Origin of the sequence: Marinobacter sp. AC-23, assembly GCF_001858325.1 — a bacterium.
GTDB lineage: Bacteria > Pseudomonadota > Gammaproteobacteria > Pseudomonadales > Oleiphilaceae > Marinobacter.
Window position 1 is genome coordinate 1 of sequence record NZ_MBPP01000025.1, and the last position, 20,725, is coordinate 20,725.

The following is a 20,725-nucleotide window of genomic DNA, read 5'->3' on the forward strand; positions in this document are numbered from 1 at the left end:
ATGGCGATAATGATGGATAGCACAACCAACCAGGTACATAAAAAATGTACGGATTCATGAGCATTGCTCCATGCCGGTATAGTGCATGGAAGCAATGCCCAGCCCCATCAGAATGCCGCCCGATAACAGTCGCCCGAAAGGCAACTTGTCTTGGCACACCAGATAAAGTGCGAGTGCTGAGGAGGCGATGGCAATGAGCAACGAAAGCAGGGTCAGGGGAATGTTGTAGCCCAGATCAATGGGAAGGCTAAAGGCCAGCATGCCGACAAAATGCATCGACCAGATGCCAAACCCCATGGCGAAAGAACCGCCAGCCAGCCACAGTACAGCCGTTCTGCCCGAGGCGCTGGATACGCGGCTGGCCATGTTCAGAGCCGTGTAGGATGCAAGAATGGCAACTATGATGGAGCAGGCAACCAAAACTTCGTTGTAACTGCTTTCTAACATCGAAAACCTATTTTATGTGAGGTGGTGGTCCGGGGACACGATGAAAATTCGTTTGTTCACCACTACTTTAAAGAGGTTATTTTATTACAGGGAATTCATGGTTAGGTAGTGCAAATATGTTTTATTGCGTGAAGAAAGTTTTTTTGAAATGACATTTCAGGTGGATCAGTTCCTACTATTTGAGCGCGCAACGCCGCCGCTGGTTATAATGGCGTACCTCAAACCATTGCAGAGAACCCTATGCCAATCGAAAAGAATCAAGTTGTCTTGTTTCACTACAGTGTCAGTGATGACCAAGGCAACGCCGTTGAGAACTCCCGTAGCGGCGAGCCGAACGCTTACCTGCATGGCCACGGCGGCATTATCCGGGGCCTGGAAGAAGCCCTGGAAGGTCGCGACGCCGGCGAAAACTTCAGTGTCACCGTCACTTCCGAAAAAGGCTATGGTCCGCGCAAGGCCGATGCTATGCAGCGCGTGCCGATCAAGCATTTGATGGGAGCCAAACGCTGGAAGCCAGGCATGATCGCCCAGCTGCAAACCGAGCAGGGCCCGCGCCATGTGATCGTTGCCAAAGTCGGCCTCAAGTTTGCCGATGTGGACACCAACCATCCGATGGCCGGTAAAACCCTGACCTTCGATGTTGAAATTATCGAAGTACGCGCTGCCAGTCCGGAAGAAATATCGCACGGCCACGCGCATGGGCCGGGTGGGCATCATTGAACGATTAAGCCCTGCAGAATGAATGCTCCTTTTACGCTTAGGCCTTTTCAACAAGAAGCCGTTGATGCCACGCTGAAACACTTTCGCAAATCGGATGAGTCTGCCGTTATTGTGTTGCCAACCGGTGCGGGTAAAAGCCTGGTCATTGCCGAGTTGGCCCGACTTGCCCGGCGGAAAATTCTGGTGCTGACCCACGTAAAAGAACTTGTTGAGCAGAATCACGCCAAATACCAGAGTTATGGGTTAACGGCCGGCATCTTCTCTGCGGGGTTAAAGCAAAAGGAAAACCGGTATCAGGTAACCTTCGCCAGTGTGCAGTCTGTATCGGCCAATCTGGATCAGTTCAGGGATGAATACTCGCTGATCATCATCGATGAGTGCCATCGGGTCAGTGATGATGACAGCAGTCAGTATCAAAGGATCATCGAGTTGCTAAGGCAGCAGAATGACGCCCTTAAAGTGCTCGGGCTAACTGCCACGCCCTATCGTTTGGCTATGGGCTGGATCTATCGCTATCACTACCGGGGCTTTGTTCGCAGTGAAGAAGATAAGCCCTTTGCGCATTGCATCTATGAACTGCCATTGAGCTATATGATTAACCGGGGGTATCTCACCAAACCCGAGTTAGTTGATGCAGCGGTGTCGCAATACGATTTCTCTACGTTGTCTCAGAACCGATTTGGCGAATACGCTGAAAAAGACGTTAATCAGCTGTTGGCCAAACACCAGCGTGTAACCCGCGCCATTATCGAGCAGGTGATGGAGTTGGCCGTTGAGCGGAAGGCGGTGATGATCTTTGCGGCAACGGTGGATCATGCGAAGGAAATCACCGGTTATCTGCCGGAACAGCAAACAGCGCTGATTACTGGCGCGACCGATCAGAATGAACGGGATACGCTGATTCATCGCTTCAAACAGCGGCAGTTAAAGTATCTGGTGAATGTATCCGTACTCACCACCGGCTTTGATGCACCCCATGTGGATTTTATCGCCATTCTTCGCCCCACCCAGTCGGTGAGTTTGTATCAGCAGATCGTGGGTCGCGGTCTTCGTCTGGACGAAGGGAAAGAGGATTGCCTGGTGGTCGATTACGCGGGTAACCGTGTGAATCTGCATCACCCGGAAGTTGGGGAGAAGAAACCGGACCCCGATAGCGAGCCGGTGCAGGTATTCTGCCCAGGCTGTGGTTTTGCCAACATATTCTGGGGCAAAACAGACGATGAAGGTCATGTGATCGAGCACTATGGTCGCCGTTGTCAGGGGCTGCTGGAGCCTGCTGAAGAGGGTGAGCCTGGAGCGCAGAGCGGACGCCGGGAACAGTGCGATTACCGTTTTCGTTTCAAGGAATGCCCACACTGCAGTGCCGAGAATGATATCGCCGCCCGTAATTGTCACCAGTGTAAAAAAGCCATTATCGATCCCGATGATCAGCTAAAAGATGCCCTGAAACTGAAAGATGCCATGGTAATCCGTTGCGCTGGAATCACCATGAGTGGCACGGGCAGCAAACTGAGAATCACCTATCACGGTGAAGATGGGGAAGAGCTTAACGAGTCGTTTGATTTCAGCAAGCCGGCACAGCGCAACGTCTTCAACAAATTGTTCGGGCGTCGTTTGGCGAATGGCCAGGCCCCGCAAGCGTTCAGCAGAATTGAAGAGGTGCTTGAGGTGCAAGCCTTGCTGCCAGCACCGGATTTTGTCATTGCCCGCAAACAAAAGCACTACTGGCAGGTGCAGGAACGGATCTTTGATTATCAGGGTAGCTATCGTAAGGCGCAGTAAAAACCGGGGCAGACCGCCGTTTTTAACACAACCTTTCTATTTCGTTACCTAATTGAATTGTCCCACGTGTCCTTCCTCTCTACAGTCTGGATTCGCTTGCCGAAAGAGCGTTCTCAGTCGCTCAAGCTCCTGCTTGATAGGGGCTGTACCTAACTCCTGATCTCAGGATCAAAAGGAATAGAATATTTATGTCCGATTATCGGCCACTGTTTTTAAAGTCTTTTTGTCTGGTGACAGGATTATTTTTATTGTCCGGTTGTAACGACAACAATAGTGGCGGCACAGCGTCGTCGGAGAGCCCGCAAGTCAGCAGTGTAATGCCTGCTGACAGCGCCGCCGGCGTCAGCCCGGACACCACAGTTACTGCTGCTTTCGCCGAAGATATGTTGGGCACCAGTATTAGTGAGCGTACCGTTCGCCTATCCCGAAACGGCAATGACGTACCTGCTGGTGTAACGTTTGATGGTGCCAGCAATGTCGTAACACTGACGCCTGACTCCAGGCTTGGCCTCTTGGGTCATTACCAGTTCACGCTGGATGCTTCCATCGCGAATTTATCCGGTAATGCGCTGTCTTCCCCGGTGATGTCGTCATTTACCGTGCGTGATGGGGGCTGGGATGAAACGGCGACGTCGTTCAACATCCAGGAAACGAATACTGATGTTCAAGTGGCGACAGGCAACGATGGCCAGGCGTTCGCCGTCTGGGCTACGGCTAATGGAAATCCTGTCAGTAGCCACTATACGCCAGAGGAGGGCTGGAGTTCTTCCGTCAATCTTGATGGCGGCGGTTTTTCCGCAGTTAAGCGATATCCGCAGATTGCCATCGATAACGAAGGCAATGCTATCGCGATCTGGCAGACTTACGTCAACAATGGATCGTATTCGCTCAGCGCTAACCGTTATACAAAGGACGAGGGCTGGGGTGAGGCAGTAACAATTGGTACCGCCCCGATATACCTTGGCTTGTCACAACAAAATGAGAAAGCCCTGCTTGGGTTTGATGAGCAGGGCAATGCACTGGTCATTCGCGCTGGGAAAAACTATGGCCCTCCTGGTACCTATCAGGTTCTGGCCAACCGTTATACCAAGCAAAGCGACAGTTGGAGTGGCGAGACCCCCATAGCGTCCAATGGATCGCTTAAACTGCTTCACACACAGTTCACGATAACCGCCGATGGAAGCGCCTTTGCCACGTGGGTGCAGGAGAGCAGCTCTAGCGTCTGTGCTATCCAGGCCAGCCGTTATGCACCTGGTGGCGGCGACTGGACTGACGCCGAGATTGTTGGCCCGGGGCTCTGCGCTTCTGAACCGCAGATCGGAGCGGATGACGAAGGCAATGCTATTGTGGTCTGGAACCAGCCGTCAGGGCCAACGCCAAATATATGGGCTAATCGCTATTCGGTAGGCGAGGAGTGGGGAACCGCTCGGATGATTGAGTCGGACGACGAAGGTGCTTCCAGGGGCCCGCAGATTGCGGTAACACCGAAGGGCGACGCGCTTGTGGTGTGGCGTAAGAATAATGGCATGAGCGACCGGAATCGTGCCAGTCGCTATTCGCAACAAAGCGATAGCTGGAGCCAGCCTGAAAACATCAGTGCGGGTGATAGCGACAGCGTGAAGTCTCCCCGGTTGGCGCTTGATGTGGATGGCAATGCTTTGGCGGTGTGGGAGCGTGACGTGAATGGTGAGCTTGAAGTTCGCGCTGCCCGCTACGCAGTAGATAGCGGCTGGAAGGCACCTGAAACCATTTCATCAGATAAATCCGTGCCCAAAAACCTGGTTCAGATAGCGGTTGATTCTGCCGGTGTCGGGACAGCGTATTGGGTGCAGTCCTTGAATTCAGATTCCTATATTTATAGCAACCGTTTCGACTAGAGACGGCGGTATTGCTCAGAACCCGGTCAAGATCTCGAGACCATCATGCCTGCACTCGGTTCAATCCGGGGAGACATGCCAGGACAGGCCCAGCCGCTCGCTCCGTTCAAGTTCCGCGATTACCTGGGCGCCGAGCAGCAGGATAATGGACGCAATTTCCAGGCTGATCAGTATCACAATGATTGTGGCCAGGGAGCCATAAATTGCATTAACGAAGGATATATTGAGAAAGTAGTACATCAACAGCAAGCGGGTAGCTTCCCAGAGAACGGCCGCAACCAGGCCACCCACCAGCGCCCGTCGGGAGGAGACTCGCACAATGGCAGAACCTTGTAGATGGCGCTGAACAGAATAAATACGCCAACAAAACTGATCAAGTACAGAATCAGGCCCGGGGCTTCGTAAAGTGCGTTGATCAGGCTGAACAGCAGGGTCAGGGCTAGCAGACCGGCGCCCAGTATCAGGATAAAAAGATAGGGCAGCACGGCAGACACCCAGAAACTGCGATGGGGGTTGTCGGGCCGGTGGAAGATGATCGCAATGGAATCTTCCAGCATACGGAAAGCGAAGGAGCTGAAAAATAGCATCACCGGCAGGCCGACAATACCGATGATGTCTCTGGACTCCATAAAAGCTCGAACCGCATCAAGTAGCAGGCTGGCATGGGCCGGGGCAAAATGCTGTGCCTGCACTGCCATGACCTCCAGCAGTTGCTCTTCGTTCACCAGTCGGGTAAGCAATACCGCCAGCAGGGCAAGCATCGGCACCGCCGATAGCAGCACGTTATAACCAACACCGCCCGCCAGCAACACCCCATGATTGCGCAGAAAATTGCGTAAAACCCGGTGCGCGAATTGAAGAAACTGCCGGGTAGAGCCTAAGTGTGGCTGCTTACTGTCGGTTGTGTCTGTCATGGGTTAATCCTGACACAGATTGTGAAACTTTCCTTCATCATAAAGAAACCGAGAAATCGCCGGTGGGTTCGCTCCTATGCGTTACCAAGTTATAGCTGGCAGAAAGCGACACTGCGTTAAAGTTGGGACATGTGATTGACCGTGGCCCGGAGCTATGCTCCGATCATTAGAGGCTAGTGCTGTGATGAGAAAAAATGGAATCAACCCGATGCAACGAAAAGGAGAACACAATGCGCACTCAACTGATTCGGAAATTGAGCGTTCCCCTATTGGCAGGGAGTATGGTTTTAAGCTTTTCTGCGGCCGCGACGGAGGGCTTGTATTCGGTCGAAGCACTCCTGGATGCCGATGTCTATGATGCTGATGGCCAGGAAATTGGTGAAGTAGAGGACATCCTGTTAAGCGACGATATGTCGATTCATTCGCTGATCATCGAAACGGGTTCAGTACTGGGTTTGGGGGGCCGCGAGGTAGTAGCCGAGCGTGGAACTTTTACCGTCAGGGTGGAGTTGGAGGACGACAACGAGGCCTTTGATGATATTGACTACGAAGTGCATATGGAAGCCACTCAGGATGCTGTAAAGGCGCTTCCGGAATACAACGAGGGATGGTGGAACCAGACCAAAGAAAGCCTCAGTCAGGCCTGGGAGAATACGAAAGATACCAGCCAAAGCGCCTGGGAGAGCACCAAGGAAGCAACGTCTTCGGCATGGCACAACGTGCGTGAGGGTGTCGATAGCATGGGCGACAAAGCAAAAGAAGCAACCAACAACAACTAGTGCTGTGTCTCTCATGGCACCTCAACTTCTCGAACCGCCCGGAGAAACGGTTCATTGGCTCTGATGGACACTCGCCAAATAACTGCTTGCAGAGGGCGGAAAACTGGCTGTGATGATAAAAGCCACTGAACGCCGCAATATCCGACACGGATTGCGCGTCGTCGACAGTATTTATGGAGGCCTTGATCTTTTCCTCCACGGCTTTTCGATGGGCATAGCTAGGCGCAACTTTTGGGTTGGGCTTCTCCACAGAGAGTAGCTCCACCTTGATATTGGCCATTTTCCGATAACTCAGCTGTGACAGAAGGATTACAGTGGAATGGATAGCAATATCCGTTCCCCCGGATCTGGTGAGTGTTCCGGGGGAACCCTGTCGAGGGGCGAGAAAGCACATGGATTACAAGTACACCTATACATTGGGGGCGCGTACCTGGCACTTCAGGAGTCTGGCTGACCTGTTGGCGAAAGCCACTCCCGCGCGCTCCGGCGACCGGCTCGCCGGAGTCATCGCAGAGTCGGCGGAAGAGCGCGTCGTTGCCAGATGCGCCTTGCCGAATTGCCGCTGCGGGCGTTTCTTTCGGAGGCGCTGGTTCCCTATGAGCAGGATGAAGTGACCCGCCTGATACTGGATACACACGATCTGGCCGCGTTTGCACCGGTTTCTCATCTCACGGTGGGGGACTTTCGGAACTGGCTGCTGGGCGATGATGCCACGCCGGCCGCCCTGGGAAAGCTCCGCAGCGGTCTGACACCGGAAATGGTGGCTGCTGTCAGCAAGCTGATGCGCAATCAGGACCTCATCCTGGTGGCAAAAAAATGCCGGGTGACAACGGCCTTCCGAAACACCATCGGCCTGCCTGGCCATCTCTCCACCCGCCTTCAGCCGAACCATCCGACCGATAATATATCGGGCATCGCCGCAAGCCTCCTGGACGGCCTGCTCTACGGAAACGGCGATGCGGTGATCGGCATCAATCCGGCGACGGACAACGTCAGCCAGGCCATCAAACTGATGGGCTTGATGGATGATGTTATTCGGAAATACGACATTCCCACCCAGTCCTGTGTGCTCACCCACGTCACCAATACCCTTGAAGCGATAGAGCAGGGTGCGCCTGTGGACCTGGTGTTCCAGTCCATCGGGGGTACGGAGGCCACCAACAGCAGCTTTGGTTTCAGTCTGTCGACACTGCAGGAGGCGCAGGATGCGGCCCTGTCACTGAAGCGGGGTACGGTCGGCAACAACGTGATGTATTTTGAGACCGGGCAGGGCAGCTCGCTATCGGCAAACGCCCATCATGGTATCGATCAGCAGACCTGTGAGGCCAGGGCCTATGCTGTGGCACGGCATTTCGACCCCTTGCTGGTGAACACCGTGGTTGGCTTCATCGGCCCTGAATACCTGTATGACGGCAAAGAAATTATCCGGGCGGGACTGGAGGACCACTTTTGTGGAAAGTTGCTCGGCGTGCCCATGGGCTGCGACATCTGTTACACCAACCACGCCGAAGCCGACCAGAACGATATGGACAACCTGCTTACCCTGTTGGGGGTTGCCGGTTGCACGTTCATCATGGGTATTCCCGGCTCCGATGACATCATGTTGAATTACCAGACCACGTCCTTCCACGACGCCCTGTATGCACGCAGGTCCTTGACCTGAAGCCGGCACCCGAGTTTGAGGATTGGCTTGTTCGCATGCAGATTTTCGAGAGTGCAGCGAGCTATAAGCCAAGCAGGGAGTTACCGGACCTGTTCAGGGGGCCATTGAAAGGGCTGACCCGGGAGGCGGGGCATGAGTAAGCAAAAAAAATCGCTGGTAACCGAGAATGTCTGGCGGGTATTGCGCCAGTTCACGGACGCCAGAATTGGCTTGGGCCGGGCCGGTATCAGCCTGCCCACCCATGAATTGCTCAAGTTTCAGCTCGCCCATGCCCAGGCAAGAGATGCTGTCCACTTTCCCCTGGATGTGAAACGCCTGTTGAAAGACCTGGGCGAATCTAGTGCTGCATTACCGGGCCAGTCTCCGTTGTTGCTGAAAAGCCAGGCGGAAGACCGGCTGACCTACCTTCAGCGGCCGGATCTCGGCCGGAGTCTGTCCCAGGAATCTTTGGAGTGCCTTGCCGGGCTCTGCAGGGGTGATTCGGGTGAGCCAAGTGTGGCCATCGTGATTGTTGATGGCTTGTCTTCATCCGCCATCCAGAACAACGCAGTGCCCATGGTCACGCAGTTTCTCAGGGATCTAGAGGAAGAAGCTGGAGATTGGCTGTTGGCGCCCCTGATCATTGTCGAACAGGGAAGGGTGGCTATCGGTGACGAGATCGGTGAATGCCTGGGAGCCAGCGTGGTGGTTGTGCTGATCGGTGAGCGCCCCGGCCTCAGCTCACCCGACAGCCTGGGGATTTATCTTTCCTGGGGGCCGAAAAGTGGTTTGAGCGATGCGCGCCGCAATTGCATCTCGAATGTGCGGCCCGCGGGTTTGAGTTTTGAACATGCCAGCCAGCGCCTCCTCTATCTGATGCGTGAAGCAAGACGGCTCGGGATATCGGGAGTCAGTCTTAAAGATCGAACACAAGAGGTTGTGATCGAAAAAACGGCGAATAACAAAAACTTCCTGACGGATTGATGAGGAGCGTAGCCGGAGAACACAGATGACGAGCAATGTAGACTAGGACTACTCGGCCAAACGCCAGCTAAAGAAAGGAGCGGCGGACTGGGTGCTGATAGGGGTTGACGAAAACCCAATGGCCTATTCCTCATAAATCATCTTGCGAGTCATGCCGCCGTCGATCACGAAGTTCTGGCCGGTCACAAAGCCGGCTTCGGGCGAGACCAGGTAGGCGACCATGGCCGCTACGTCGTTGGGTGTGCCGACGCGACCGCTGGGATGCTGATTGTGATCGGAATCCGACAGCGGCTGCGGCTCAGAGGGCGCATGAGCCTGCCAGGCACTGACATCTATCCAGCCCGGGCTTATGCTGTTGGCCCGCACATCGGGGCCCAGGCTCATGGCCAAAGCGTGGGTCAGGGCGATCAGGCCACCCTTGCTGGCGGCGTAAGCCTCGCTATGGGGCTCGGACTGCAGAGCGCGGGTGGAGGCCATGTTGACTATGCTGCCTCGGCTCTGGCGTAGGTGCGGCACAGTATGCTTTGCCATCAGGAAGGCGCCGGTCAGGTTGACGTCGATTCGCCGTTGCCACTGGGCAAGCTCAAGCAACTCTATTGGGCCGGTTTCCGGATCCGCGATTCCCGCATTACTGACCATTGCGTCTAACCGCTCACCCCATTTCACTGCCTCGGCCACGGCGGAAGCCACTTCGGGCTCGCGGGACACATCCGTTTCGATCAGCAGCAGGTTGCCGGGATTGTCGAAATCCTGTCTGCATGCCTTGATGGCTTCTGCATCTCTATCCAAGACCACAACTCGCCAGCCCTTGTTCAGGAAATAGGCGGCAATGCCCTTGCCGATGCCTTGGGCACCGCCGGTTATGAGTATGACCGGGAGTTGCTGTGTCATGGGTATTGCCTCTTTGTGATCAGAAAATGGAAATGGGGTGGGGTCTGTTTTAAGGCCCGGCTAATTAAAGCCTCGTTAATTAAAGCAAACCTGATTTGATCATATCGAAGGTGTCCAGAATCCGCGCCACAAACTGGTCTTTCGGGCGAAAGCTGCTTTGGGTGCTGAGTGTCACGTCTCGCTGCAGGTGGTCCAGTAGCTTGTGCAGGCGCCGACGATGCAGGCCAACCGCCGCCTGAACGGGATCGAAAATAACACCAGATAAGGCCGCAAACGCCGCCAGTGTGGCCATAACAGCAACCATCACGCTGGCCGTTGTCGCCAGCGAAGGCTCCGGTGGAAACCAGCTGTAATACCACCCGCCGATGGTTTCACCCAGGATAAAGTCCTGAGCGGCCAGGGTCGTTGCGACCATGGAGGCGAGCACCACCCCAAGCCCAATACCACCCGGAGTAAACTTCTGGAACGCGAACGCCCCCAGCACCGTGCAGGAAATACTGTTGGTGATGTCGGCAGACGCTGTTCGGGTTATCCGGTACTGACTGAGCGCGTCGGCGACCAGCGGTTCAGTCAGTTTGCTAAACCGCTGGTGATCGACCGGCTTTGAGGTATGGCGCTCATAGACCGCCTCCAGCGCCTCAATCAGATAGTTCTCCAGTATTGGGTATGCCTGGCCATCATTCAGCAGATCCACCAGGATAAGGTGCGAGATGTGTTGTTGTACCCGTGTCGTAAAACCGGCGGGTAGACGATTTGCCACACTGTGTAGCCACTTCAGGCCTGTACGTTTGGGGGCCAGAATTTTTATCAGGCATGCCAGCGCGTACACCGGCGCCCACAGCAGGTTGATGGGGGCCCGCAACATGTCCCATCCCAGCGCCATCCGGTTGGTCGCTATGGCACCGGGATAATGAAAATGACGGTCAATAAACGCCGGTACCCGCGCCCGACAGTCGTCAAAGTAGCGCTCGATGCCTGAGCGGATTGCCTGCTCTATCTCAGCTTCGGATACGTTTTGCTCAGGCGATGTGGCAAGGGGCATAGTGATAGGCGTATTTACAGGCAAATGAGTGTCTCGCGCATTAAACCGCAATTGAGCAAAAATCGGGACAGATTTATTTTTACGGCCTCACCGGCCAACCCGCGTCCGGTTGGAACCGCTGGCCATATCGGTCGGCCAGGCTAACCAGTTGTTGCCGGATGTTATCAAACCCACGGTCATGGGCATACTTCATTGGCCCGCCACGGAAAGGCGCAAAACCGGTGCCGAAAACCATGGCCCCGTCGGCCATGTCTTCATCGGCAACAACCTTCTCGCGAATGCAGGCCATACAGGCGTTCAGCATGGGTAAAAGCAGGCGATCCAGGGCATCGTCAGGCGCTGAGGTCGTTTCGTCCTTCTTAACGGCTTTGCCGTCTTTCCATTGGTACAGGCCTTCGCCAGATTTCTTGCCCAACTTCCCCTCTTCCACTAAATCTGTCAGCCATTTCGGGGAATCCGGCATGTTGGTATCCAGGCGCTCCCTAAGCATGTCAGACACACTGATACAAATATCGAGCCCGACCTGGTCTGCCAGCTCGATGGGCCCCATTGGCATGCCGAAGTCCTCCGCTAACTTGTCGATGGTTTCCGCCTGAATACCTTCATCCAGCATGGTGATAGCTTCGACCAGATACGGCGTCAACGCCCGATTAACCAGAAAGCCCGGGGCGGTGGCAACAGGCGCTGGCAAGCGGTTGGTCTGGCCGACAAAGGCTCTGGCCCGATTATAGGTAGTCTCTGAGATGGCATCGTGTGTGACCACCTCCACCAGCGGCATGCTGGCCACCGGGTTAAAGAAGTGCAGGCCAACCAGTCGTTCGGGGTTTTTCAGTCCTTCCTGCAGACTTTCAAGTGGAATACTGGACGTATTGGTCGCCAGGATAGCGTTTTCTTTCAGTTTGGGTTCTGCTTCGGCATAGACCTTGTGTTTGATGTCCTTTTTCTCGGGGACGGCTTCAATGACAAGGTCCGCCTGGCTGACGCCGTGGTTCTGGAAATCCGGGATCATATTATCCAGAATATCGCGGGTTTCTGATCGGGAGCGATGCTTCTTCTCGCACAGCTTCGACAGTTTCGCCACGGCCTGGGCAATTTTCTCCGGCTCCATATCGAAAAGGGTGACTTTCAAACCCTGGAAAGCACACCAGCCAGCGATGTCTCCCCCCATTTCACCGGCCCCGATTACATGAACGTGGTGGATCGGTTCCACATCGGCCCGGGTGATGCCTTTCATTTTCTCCCGAAGAAAGAACACGCGCACAAGGTTGCGGGAGGCGTCCGTATTCAGCAGCTGAGCGAAGGACTTGAGTTCCGCCTTGCGCATGGCTTTGCCATGGCCGCCGTGAGTCTCCCACAGATCGATCAAGGCCTTGGGAGCAGGGTAGTGCTCTGGGGGCGCTTTACTGAAGGTCTTTGCGCGCATCTGACGGGCTTGGATCTGCCGCGCCGGGCGGGTGCTCAGCAGGCGCTCACGAAGGCCGTTGCCGTTGTGTTTTAGGTCACCCTGAGCGGCAGCGCGAATTGCCGCCTCCACGTGGCGCTCCTGAATCACGTCATCCACAAGTCCTAGCTTTTTAGCCTTGCTGTCATGGGTGTTTTTGCCAGTCAGCATCATGGTCATGGCTTCAATGGGGTCAATCAGGTGGGTGAGGCGGTCCGTCCCTCCAAGGCCTGGATGCAGGCCAAGTTGCACCTCCGGGAAACCCAGTTTGGCTCCGGCAATGGCCAGCCGGTGGTCGCAACACAGTGCCATCTCCAGACCACCGCCCAGGCAGGCACCGTGGATCACGGCGATTTTGGTAAATGGCAATGCTTCAAAGCGGTCGACCACCTCGTGGGCGCGGGAGAGCTTTTTGATCGCCTCCTCTTCCGATTGCAACTCTTTGAACTCGGAAATATCGGCGCCCATGCAAAAACCGGATGATTTAATGGAGCGAAGGGCGAGGGCTTTGGGTGGGTCGTTTTCGAGATCGCTGACAATCGAATCAAGCTCTTCCAGAACATCGGCCGAGAGCACGTTAACGCTCGCCTCATGCTTGTCAAAAAGAAGCCAGGCGACATCGTTGTTGTCGCAGCCCAGGCGCCAGTGTTTCCAGTTGTTCCCGTGGCTGGCTTGGTTGCTTGATTGCTCATTGGTGCTGAATGGTCCCAGCGCCATTTCACGGGCGCTTAGTGCTTTGAGAATATGACCGGTCATGGTTTTCCTCCTTAAAGCTGTTAGACCGTTTCGATCAAAATGGCGCCTGATTGGCCACCGCCAATGCATTCGGTTGCGATACCGCGCTTTAACTTCTTTCGGCGCAGCGCGTTTACCAGGTGGAGCACAATCCGGTTGCCGCTGGTGCCAACCGGGTGACCCAGGGCGATAGCGCCACCATCGACATTCAGGCGTTCGGGATCGAGACACCCCATGGGTTCGTCCAGCCCCAGTGCGACGCGGCAGAACTCAGGGTCTTCCCAGGCTGACGTGCAGGCCAGAACCTGTGCCGCAAAAGCTTCGTTGATCTCCCAGAGGTCTATATCGTTCAGACCGGAGTTATGGCGCTTGAGGATTTCGGTGGCACTCAGGGTTGGGCCAAGTCCCATGATTTTTGGGTCCAGCGCTGACCATTCGCTGTCTTTGATTATGGCGAGTGGTTCCAGCCCATATTTTTCAACCGCTTCTTCCGATGCCAGAATCAACCAAGAGGCGCCGTCGGTAATCTGGGAGCTGTTCCCCGGCGTGACTTGGCCGTACGGCGGCTCGAACGCTGGCTTGAGCTTGGCAAGGGCGTCTACGGACGTATCTGCTCGCACACCGTCATCCTGCGTATAGAGAGTGCCGTCGGATGTAACGGCAGGCACAACCTCGCCGTCGAGCCAGCCTTCGCGCTGGGCTTTGGCCAGTCGCTGGTGGCTGCTGACGGCATACTCATCAGCGGCTTGGCGGGTGATGTTGAATTGCTGTGCCAGCACTTCGGCGGTTTGCCCCATGCTCAGGCCTACGATGGGATCGGTCAGCCCCTTTGCCAGGCTGATTTCCGGTTTGAACTGGCTGGGGCTGAATTGAGCCAGTTGGCGAGCATAGTCCTGGGGTGATGAGGCGCTATTCAGCCCGGCGAGCCAGCGCGCTGCGTCTTCCGTGAGCATCATTGGTGCTTTGCTTAGCGCCTCCGCACCGCCTGCCAGAATCAGATTACTGTGCCCGTCACGGATGTATTTGTAGGCGGTATCAATCGACTGCATACCGGACCCGCAATTGATCTGCACAGTAAAGGCCGGCATGGCCTCGCCCATGCCCAGACGCAAGGCGGCCACTCGTGCTGGATTCATTTCTTCGGGGAGTACGTTAACGCAACCAAGAATAACCAGGTCGAAGGCGCTTGCCGGTATGGGCTGCCGCAAAAGCAGCGGGCGGCCGCACTGGACAGCTAGGTCAACGGGTGTGAACGGACCGGGTTGGCCGCGGGCCTTAATGAAGGGTGTGCGGGCGCCATCGACAATATAGACAAGCCTGGGGGATCTGGCCGACTTGTCGGTGCCGGAAGCCTGGTTTGTTGATTGAACGGTTTCTGAGTTTGAAGATCTCCGTGGCATTGATGTTCCTCCTTTGTCTGATCGGGCGATTTCGCAAGTACGGCGAATCTGATCAGGAAAGAACTGCTGGTGAGCTTTCCTTATTACTATGAATATTAGTTACAGCAATCAAAAAATTCCATGACTGAAGCGGGTTGCCCGGTTTCTATCGCCCCGAGGCCCAACTGCCTTGGGCCAGTTGCATTGCCCGATTGACTTCATCGGTTGGGACATCGCTTGGCTCGCCCTTTTCCAGCGGGTCATAGTGAAATACATACAACCTGGAGGCGAACTCGGCCACCGGCAAAGACGCTTCACCGAAACGCTCGCCATGGCCCTGGGTTGAGGTGACGATTCCCTGGCCCCAGTTTTGCCCACTGTCGTTGTTGGGGTTGAAAAAATAGACCCGCATAACCTCGTCTGGATCCAGCGAAAGCCGCTGGATGGTAATGGCGTGCCAGCCAAGAAAGCGCGTGGCGCTGTCGGTCACCGCAATACCGGCCGGTTGGGGCTGATGACCGGGATGTTGCCATTGTAAAAGGGGTGATAGGCGGCATAAAAGTCGCGAATAAACCCTTCAAAGTCTTTCAGACTACCCGTGAAAACATCCACGGCTATGCGAAATCCGTGGCCGACATGATCGCCGTGGAATTCAGCGTTAACCCACTTGTGAGGGTCTTCTCCGCGCCCGATACTGCGTCGACCCATTTCAAAATAGATGCGATCCAGGTGCGGCACGGTCAGCAGTGATACTGCATCCACATCCACCGGCGGCTCGGTCGCCAGCCCGGTGCCAAGTTCCCGCGAAGAAATACTGTTGCCTTCAAAGCGCATTACGATTTCATCGTCGCGCGCCGCCCAAGCAAGGATCCGAAGCAGCTCTGCCGGCATGTTGTAAGCCCACATGGAGAGGGCGCGCGTAGACTGGCAGGTGGGATAGTTGCCCTGTCCTATCCCTAGTGGGCGCCCGAGCACATTGAGCACGTCGGCGAGCAAAAAACATTCGGGGGAACGGCTGCTCCCAAAGACGGTCACAATTTTCTCGGCCGCGGCATCGCACAGCGATAGGCGTATCTGGCGCCACAGGGAAGGCGCCACCGAAGGCGCGTAGAGAATACCCCGCTCAAGCATCATGGCCAGGCCATAGGCACACTGGCTGGTCTCTGGAAACAGAGCTTCGTCAATCAGGGTGTGAATCAACGCAGGGTAGCAGTTAAACGCGTCTGCACCTGTGTAGCTGAGCCCCAAAGCCGTGGGGATCAGAGCATTCCAGCGGCCGCGCAGGTAGCGCACGAACACCGGCATGTAGGCCGATACCAGGCCAGTACTGTGCATGGCGTGGGCAAAGGCGATGGCTTCTTGAAGCAGGGTGGCATCGTCCATTTCCGCCAGACGTTCAGTGTAGACATTAAAGCCGGGATCTTCACGGCAACCCTCGGTGGGGCTGAATACGGCGTTAATCAGCTGCAGTGCGTCGTCGCTAACTTCGCCATCCAGGCGTCCGGTTTTTCCATGCAGACCGCTATTTGGGTCACCATCTGTTTGACACCATCAACCTGGACCGGGCGCTGCGCCAGAATCCGCCAGACTTCGGCCACCAGGTGTTCCAGAAGGTTGTCGTAGCCCAGATGCCTGAGCAGGTAGCGATACAGGTTCTGAACGGCGTAGCCAAGCCTATCGGGTCGCAGTCGGTCGCTCTCATGGAGATCACCGACCACCAGGTCGAGGTTCAACGCCAGTACCTGGGCGAGAAAGTGATGGGCGTGCTCCGCCGAGATAGACGCGTGGGTGTAATCGCCTTTTGCCACCGCCAAAAGGCGAATCTGGCTCAGGCTTTCAACCATTGTTGCAGCCGGTTCACCGTGGCGAACCGTGCGTGCGGCCAGTGAGGGCACCAGTGTTTGGGGGTAGTCCCAATCGCTCCCACCAAAGAACCCGGCCGCCTCAATGGCGGGCACGCGTTCGTAAAGCGCTTCCAGGCCCTCAGGGCTGAACATCAGGGGCTGTGCAGCATCGATCACTTCGAATACCGGCGAGACACCCTCAATAGTATTGCGTTCAGCAAGGCGGTTGAGGGCCGCGTCTAGTGGCTTCACAAACTCAACAGGCGCGCCGCTACTTTGATTTTCAGATTCATGATTTGCTTTAGCCATAGCGTCCTATCCTTTAGCTAACCTTAGAATATGTCAACCTGAGCGGATTGCCTGCTCTATCGCAACTTTGGAGACATTTTACTCGGCTATTCGCTTTTGTTTTAGGTGAACTGATACAGGCGATCGGGGTTAGCTACGAGGATAGCCTGACGACCAGAAGAGTCAGGTACCAGCCTCAAAAACTCATCAACAAGAGTGGCATCGTTGGGCATGGCCCCTGGCAGCTTTACGTGCGGCCAGTCTGTGCCAAATAGGCAACGGTCTTCGCGCGCTGCGCGCAGCGACAGGAAAAAAGGATCAACATCTGTGAACGGTGCCTGGTCCAGAGCGCTGATGCGGTTTGGGCCTGTGAGTTTTACCCAGGTTCGTCCATCTGCTAGTAGGCTCAGAAGCTCTTTAAAGCCTGGGTGGTTGATGCCGAACGAGGCCGGTACATGGCCCATGTGGTCTACCACTGAGGGCACCGGCAAATTGTTTAGTCGTTCTGCAAGGCGCTCAAACTTTGATACATCAACCAAAAACTGAATATGCCAATTCAGCGGCTTAATGCGATCAGCGAGGGCTTTGACGTCATCAAAGGTGACTCCGCCCGGGAACACCATGTTTACTCGGATCCCACGCACCCCTACTTTGTGCATGTAGTGTAATTCGTCATCACTGACATGGCGGTCGACGACGGCAATTCCCCGCCATTGCAGCTCATCGTCAGCGGTGATGCTGGATATGGTGTCTAGCATCCTGCTGTTATCGGTCCCATAGACACTTGGTTGCACTAACACCGCCCGATCAAAACCAAGGGTTTTTAACAGGTGTCGGTAAGCAGTTTCGCTGGCATCGGGCGGTGTGTAGTTTCGATCTGGATGATAGGGGTAGCGTTCTTGGGGGCCAAAGAGATGAGCGTGGGTGTCACAGGCGCCAGCAGGTAGCTTTTGAGCAGGCTGGCCGGGAGCTGGATCCGGTGCTGGTATATCAGAAGGCGCAATCATCGTCGGTTTCTCACTTGTTGGTCATGAGTGTCATAGTCAGTCATAAAAACCGGGAAGCCAGAGCGTCACGGCGGGTACATATGCAATCAGACCAACCACGCCGAGGAGTACCAAAAGGAACGGCCAGATATGGCGGGCTATAGTCTCGACTCGCATTCCGCTGATACTGGAGGCCACGAAAATGGAATAGCCAACTGGAGGCGTTACCATTCCAACCGCAAAGTTAATAACCACCATGCGCCGAGTTGTATCGGATCCAGACCAATCTGTTGGCCCAGACCAATCAATACAGTGCTGAGGATCACCATGGCGGAGATGTTATCCATCACGGCGCCCAGGACCAGCAACATGAGATTGATGATCAACAGCAGAAGAAACGGATTAGTGGTCAGAGTGAGCAAGCTTTCCGTGATTCTCCCGGGGATCTGTTCGCTGGCCATAACCCACGCGAACCCATAGGCCACAGCGATAATGAACATGATGACCGCAGTTGTGCGCATGGACTTGACCAGGATGGCGGGGAGTTCCCTGAAACGTAGGTCGCGGTAAAAAAACAGACCTATCAGGGCACTATAGAATGCCCCAGCAGTCGCAGCTTCTGTGGGTGTAAAGATCCCGCTGTAGATACCCCCAAGGATGACCACGGGCGCTAACAACGCCCAGGCCCCATCGCGCAGAGCAAACAGAATGTCTGCTTTGGTTGCACGATGTTCCTTGGGTATCCCCATACGCCGTGCGTATAGAACACTGACGACACAAAAACCAGCCGCTGCAATAAGCCCGGGAATAATCCCGGCGAGAAAAAGCCTGGAAATGGATTCTTCTGCGAGTACGCCCCAAACGACCATTGGGATAGACGGTGGAATCATTTGACCGAGCGGTCCCACTGCAGTGGCCAGTGCCGCGGCGTAACCCCGTTTATACCCCTTAGCTTCAAGCTCATCGATCATAATCGAGCCGACTGCCGCGGTAGTCGCTGGCGCAGAACCGGAAATTGCCCCAAAGAACGTGCCGGCCACGACAGTAGACATGGAGAGTCCACCGGTCAGATGACCAAAAAATACCGATGCCACTCGCACAAGACGGCGGGAGAGCCCGCCCGCGCTCATCAATTCGCCGGCAAGAATGAATCCGGGTATAGCCAGAAGGCTGGAGACTGAACCACCGGCGAGAAAGCGTTGCGCCATGATCATGGGATTGCTGTCCGCCATCCAAACGCCGACGGCTGTGAGCAGGCCCAGGGTAATGGCAATGGGGACCCCGAGAATGAGCATAACAAAGAGGCCGACAATCATAACCGTGCCGATGTCACCCATTGTTCACCTCAGGCATATCCCTGATCCACGAAGGGCGCAGCAAGAGAACCAACGCATGAAAGGCAATCAGCCCACCGCAAACGGGGATTGCTGCAGTCTGCAGCCACATCGGGTACCGGACAGCCGCCGACACACGGTTCGCCGTAAACTCGGCATAATCCCAGCCAGTCGTGAGCAGGATATAGCCAAAGATTAACACTAAAATAACGATGGCCCGCTCGAAGAGTTCAGCGGCCACACGCGGAAGGGCGTCCAGCAAAAGCGCGACCCGGACATGGCCGAAGTCGCGGACAAGAGCGCTTGCAAACAGGAAGATGGTCCAAATAAAAGCCAGGGTAGCGACCTCGTCGCTCCAAGCTAAAGATGCGTCAAGTACGTAACGGTAAAAGACGCCGAGGAGGAGGCTGCCCAACATAATCAGGGCGCTAAGCGCCCCGAGAAGGTGGGAAATTTTGACTACCCAGCTCCCTACAGTATCCAAACAACGATACATTGATAACATGTCCCGCAAAGATCGATTTCCAACTTCTGGCGGCGATCGCTTTATGTCTGCTTATTCGCTTACCTGACCCAGCGCTTTATCGACGAGATCGGCACCGATTTTGGCACTGTAGGCATTGTAAACGCTGGCGACTTTGGCTCGGAAAGCCTCGACATCTTCAACTTCATTCACTTTCATACCGGCATCTTTGATTTTTTGCAGGATGTCTTTTTCATTGGCGGCTACAGTAGCCCGTTGGCGTTCGATGGCGCTTTTGGCGGCGTCTTGTACGGCGTCTTGAAGCTCTTCCGGCAAGCCATCGAAGACGTCTTTCGACATCAACAACGCGAGGGCGTTGTAAGTATGGCTGGTCAACGAGAGGTATTTAGTAACTTCCGGGTACTTGTTTGCAAAGATGACGGCAAGCGGAATCTCCAAACCATCAACAGTGCCTTGCTGTACTGCCGTGAAAACGTCACTCCAGGCCATTGGCGTTGGGTTTGCGCCAATCGCACGGAAGCTGTCGATAAACAGGTCACTGGGCTGGACGCGCAGCTTGATGCCCTTGAAGTCGTCTGGCTTTGCCACTGGCCGTACATTATTGATGGTATGGCGGAAACCGGCCTCGGCAAAACCTAGTCCCATTATGCCTTGGGCTTCAAGCCGCTTGAGTAATTCCTGACCGACCTCGCCATCCAGAACCTCATGGGCCTGGGCGCTATTGGCGTAAAGGAATGGGAGGTCATTGAGCTGAAACGCCGTCTCCAACTGGCCTATCTGGGTGCCGGTAATTACACCTGCGTGCATGGTGCCAAACTGTAGCCCCTCAAGCATCGCAGTATCATTCCCGAGCTGATGGTTAGGGAAGAACGAAACGTCGAATTCGCCGGGTGCTGCGTTTTCGAGTTCTTCTGCAAAGTAGTGCGCGGCGATCGCGTAAGGGTCTACCTCGCTATCGGATGTAGTCCATCCGAGTTTAATTTCGGTAGCTGCGAAAGCACTACTTGCTAATAAAAGGCCAACAACGGTGGAGGCAAAAACAGAAACGGATCGAGTGCACGTATGGTTAAGCATTTGAATCTCCGGGTTATTTTTGTGGCCGGTTAGATTTCGTTTTGAGCCATTTGCCAATCAAATAAGAGATAAAAAGTATAGT

General features: G+C 55.1%; 15 protein-coding genes and 4 pseudogenes. 6 read left to right on the forward strand and 13 right to left on the reverse strand.

What is annotated here, in order from left to right:
* Nucleotides 1-447: pseudogene (locus tag BCA33_RS09350) on the reverse strand (MHYT domain-containing protein); the annotation flags it as partial.
* Nucleotides 448-687: 240 nt separating this feature from the next.
* On the opposite strand from BCA33_RS09350, the gene BCA33_RS09355 reads away from it, so the two are divergent.
* The 3 genes from BCA33_RS09355 to BCA33_RS09365 all read left to right on the forward strand — a co-directional run bounded on the left by BCA33_RS09355 (nt 688) and on the right by BCA33_RS09365 (nt 4,826).
* The gene (locus tag BCA33_RS09355) at nt 688-1,167 is read left to right on the forward strand and encodes a peptidylprolyl isomerase (RefSeq protein ID WP_071265251.1); all 480 of its coding nucleotides are present in this window, start codon (nt 688-690) and stop codon (nt 1,165-1,167) included.
* Nucleotides 1,168-1,185: 18 nt separating this feature from the next.
* Nucleotides 1,186-2,949, forward strand: coding sequence for a DEAD/DEAH box helicase (locus BCA33_RS09360; RefSeq protein ID WP_071265253.1), 1,764 nt, complete (start codon nt 1,186-1,188; stop codon nt 2,947-2,949).
* 248 nt (nt 2,950-3,197) lie between these two features.
* Nucleotides 3,198-4,826: an Ig-like domain-containing protein gene (locus BCA33_RS09365; protein WP_175469745.1), complete on the forward strand. Its 1,629-nt coding sequence runs from the start codon at nt 3,198-3,200 to the stop codon at nt 4,824-4,826.
* A 60-nt stretch (nt 4,827-4,886) separates the two neighbouring features.
* Here the strand turns inward: BCA33_RS09365 and BCA33_RS09370 are convergent.
* A pseudogene (locus BCA33_RS09370) lies at nt 4,887-5,740 on the reverse strand (YihY/virulence factor BrkB family protein).
* 230 nt (nt 5,741-5,970) lie between these two features.
* Between BCA33_RS09370 and BCA33_RS09375 the strand changes: the two are divergent.
* The 3 genes and pseudogenes from BCA33_RS09375 (at nt 5,971) to eutC (ending at nt 9,145) form a co-directional block, all read left to right on the forward strand.
* The gene (locus tag BCA33_RS09375) at nt 5,971-6,519 is read left to right on the forward strand and encodes a PRC-barrel domain-containing protein (RefSeq protein WP_071265257.1); all 549 of its coding nucleotides are present in this window, start codon (nt 5,971-5,973) and stop codon (nt 6,517-6,519) included.
* 392 nt (nt 6,520-6,911) lie between these two features.
* Nucleotides 6,912-8,322 (forward strand): annotated as a pseudogene (locus tag BCA33_RS09380) (ethanolamine ammonia-lyase subunit EutB).
* Nucleotides 8,315-9,145, forward strand: coding sequence for an ethanolamine ammonia-lyase subunit EutC (gene eutC / locus BCA33_RS09385; protein ID WP_071265259.1), 831 nt, complete (start codon nt 8,315-8,317; stop codon nt 9,143-9,145). The pseudogene BCA33_RS09380 and the gene eutC overlap by 8 nt, the downstream one beginning before the upstream one ends.
* A gap of 123 nt (nt 9,146-9,268) precedes the next feature.
* Here the strand turns inward: eutC and BCA33_RS09390 are convergent, their stop codons facing one another.
* The 11 genes and pseudogenes from BCA33_RS09390 to BCA33_RS09430 form a co-directional block, all read right to left on the reverse strand.
* On the reverse strand, nt 9,269-10,036 hold the full coding sequence (locus tag BCA33_RS09390; protein ID WP_071265261.1) for an SDR family oxidoreductase: 768 nt from the start codon (nt 10,034-10,036) through the stop codon (nt 9,269-9,271).
* A gap of 79 nt (nt 10,037-10,115) precedes the next feature.
* Nucleotides 10,116-11,102, reverse strand: a complete 987-nt coding sequence (locus BCA33_RS09395; RefSeq protein WP_254774300.1) for a DUF6635 family protein — start codon at nt 11,100-11,102, stop codon at nt 10,116-10,118.
* A gap of 55 nt (nt 11,103-11,157) precedes the next feature.
* The gene (locus tag BCA33_RS09400; protein ID WP_071265265.1) at nt 11,158-13,275 is read right to left on the reverse strand and encodes a 3-hydroxyacyl-CoA dehydrogenase NAD-binding domain-containing protein; all 2,118 of its coding nucleotides are present in this window, start codon (nt 13,273-13,275) and stop codon (nt 11,158-11,160) included.
* A gap of 20 nt (nt 13,276-13,295) precedes the next feature.
* Nucleotides 13,296-14,654, reverse strand: a complete 1,359-nt coding sequence (locus BCA33_RS09405) for an acetyl-CoA C-acetyltransferase (RefSeq protein ID WP_083394701.1) — start codon at nt 14,652-14,654, stop codon at nt 13,296-13,298.
* 145 nt (nt 14,655-14,799) lie between these two features.
* A complete protein-coding gene (locus BCA33_RS21680) occupies nt 14,800-15,123 on the reverse strand; it encodes a hypothetical protein (RefSeq protein WP_254774301.1) in 324 nt (107 codons plus the stop codon).
* Complete coding sequence (locus tag BCA33_RS21685) at nt 15,120-16,016, reverse strand: hypothetical protein (protein ID WP_254774302.1); 897 nt, start codon at nt 16,014-16,016, stop codon at nt 15,120-15,122. Before BCA33_RS21685 ends, BCA33_RS21680 begins: the two co-directional genes overlap by 4 nt.
* 77 nt (nt 16,017-16,093) lie before the next feature.
* Nucleotides 16,094-16,786, reverse strand: a complete 693-nt coding sequence (locus tag BCA33_RS21690) for a hypothetical protein (protein ID WP_254774303.1) — start codon at nt 16,784-16,786, stop codon at nt 16,094-16,096.
* A 101-nt stretch (nt 16,787-16,887) separates the two neighbouring features.
* Nucleotides 16,888-17,772 (reverse strand): amidohydrolase family protein, encoded by an 885-nt coding sequence (locus BCA33_RS09415; RefSeq protein WP_071265267.1) that lies wholly within the window; start codon nt 17,770-17,772, stop codon nt 16,888-16,890.
* 36 nt (nt 17,773-17,808) lie between these two features.
* Nucleotides 17,809-19,088: pseudogene (locus BCA33_RS09420) on the reverse strand (TRAP transporter large permease).
* Nucleotides 19,081-19,581, reverse strand: coding sequence for a TRAP transporter small permease (locus BCA33_RS09425; protein WP_071265269.1), 501 nt, complete (start codon nt 19,579-19,581; stop codon nt 19,081-19,083). Before BCA33_RS09425 ends, BCA33_RS09420 begins: the two are co-directional and overlap by 8 nt.
* A gap of 60 nt (nt 19,582-19,641) precedes the next feature.
* On the reverse strand, nt 19,642-20,643 hold the full coding sequence (locus BCA33_RS09430) for a TRAP transporter substrate-binding protein (protein WP_071265271.1): 1,002 nt from the start codon (nt 20,641-20,643) through the stop codon (nt 19,642-19,644).
* Nucleotides 20,644-20,725 lie beyond the last annotated feature (82 nt).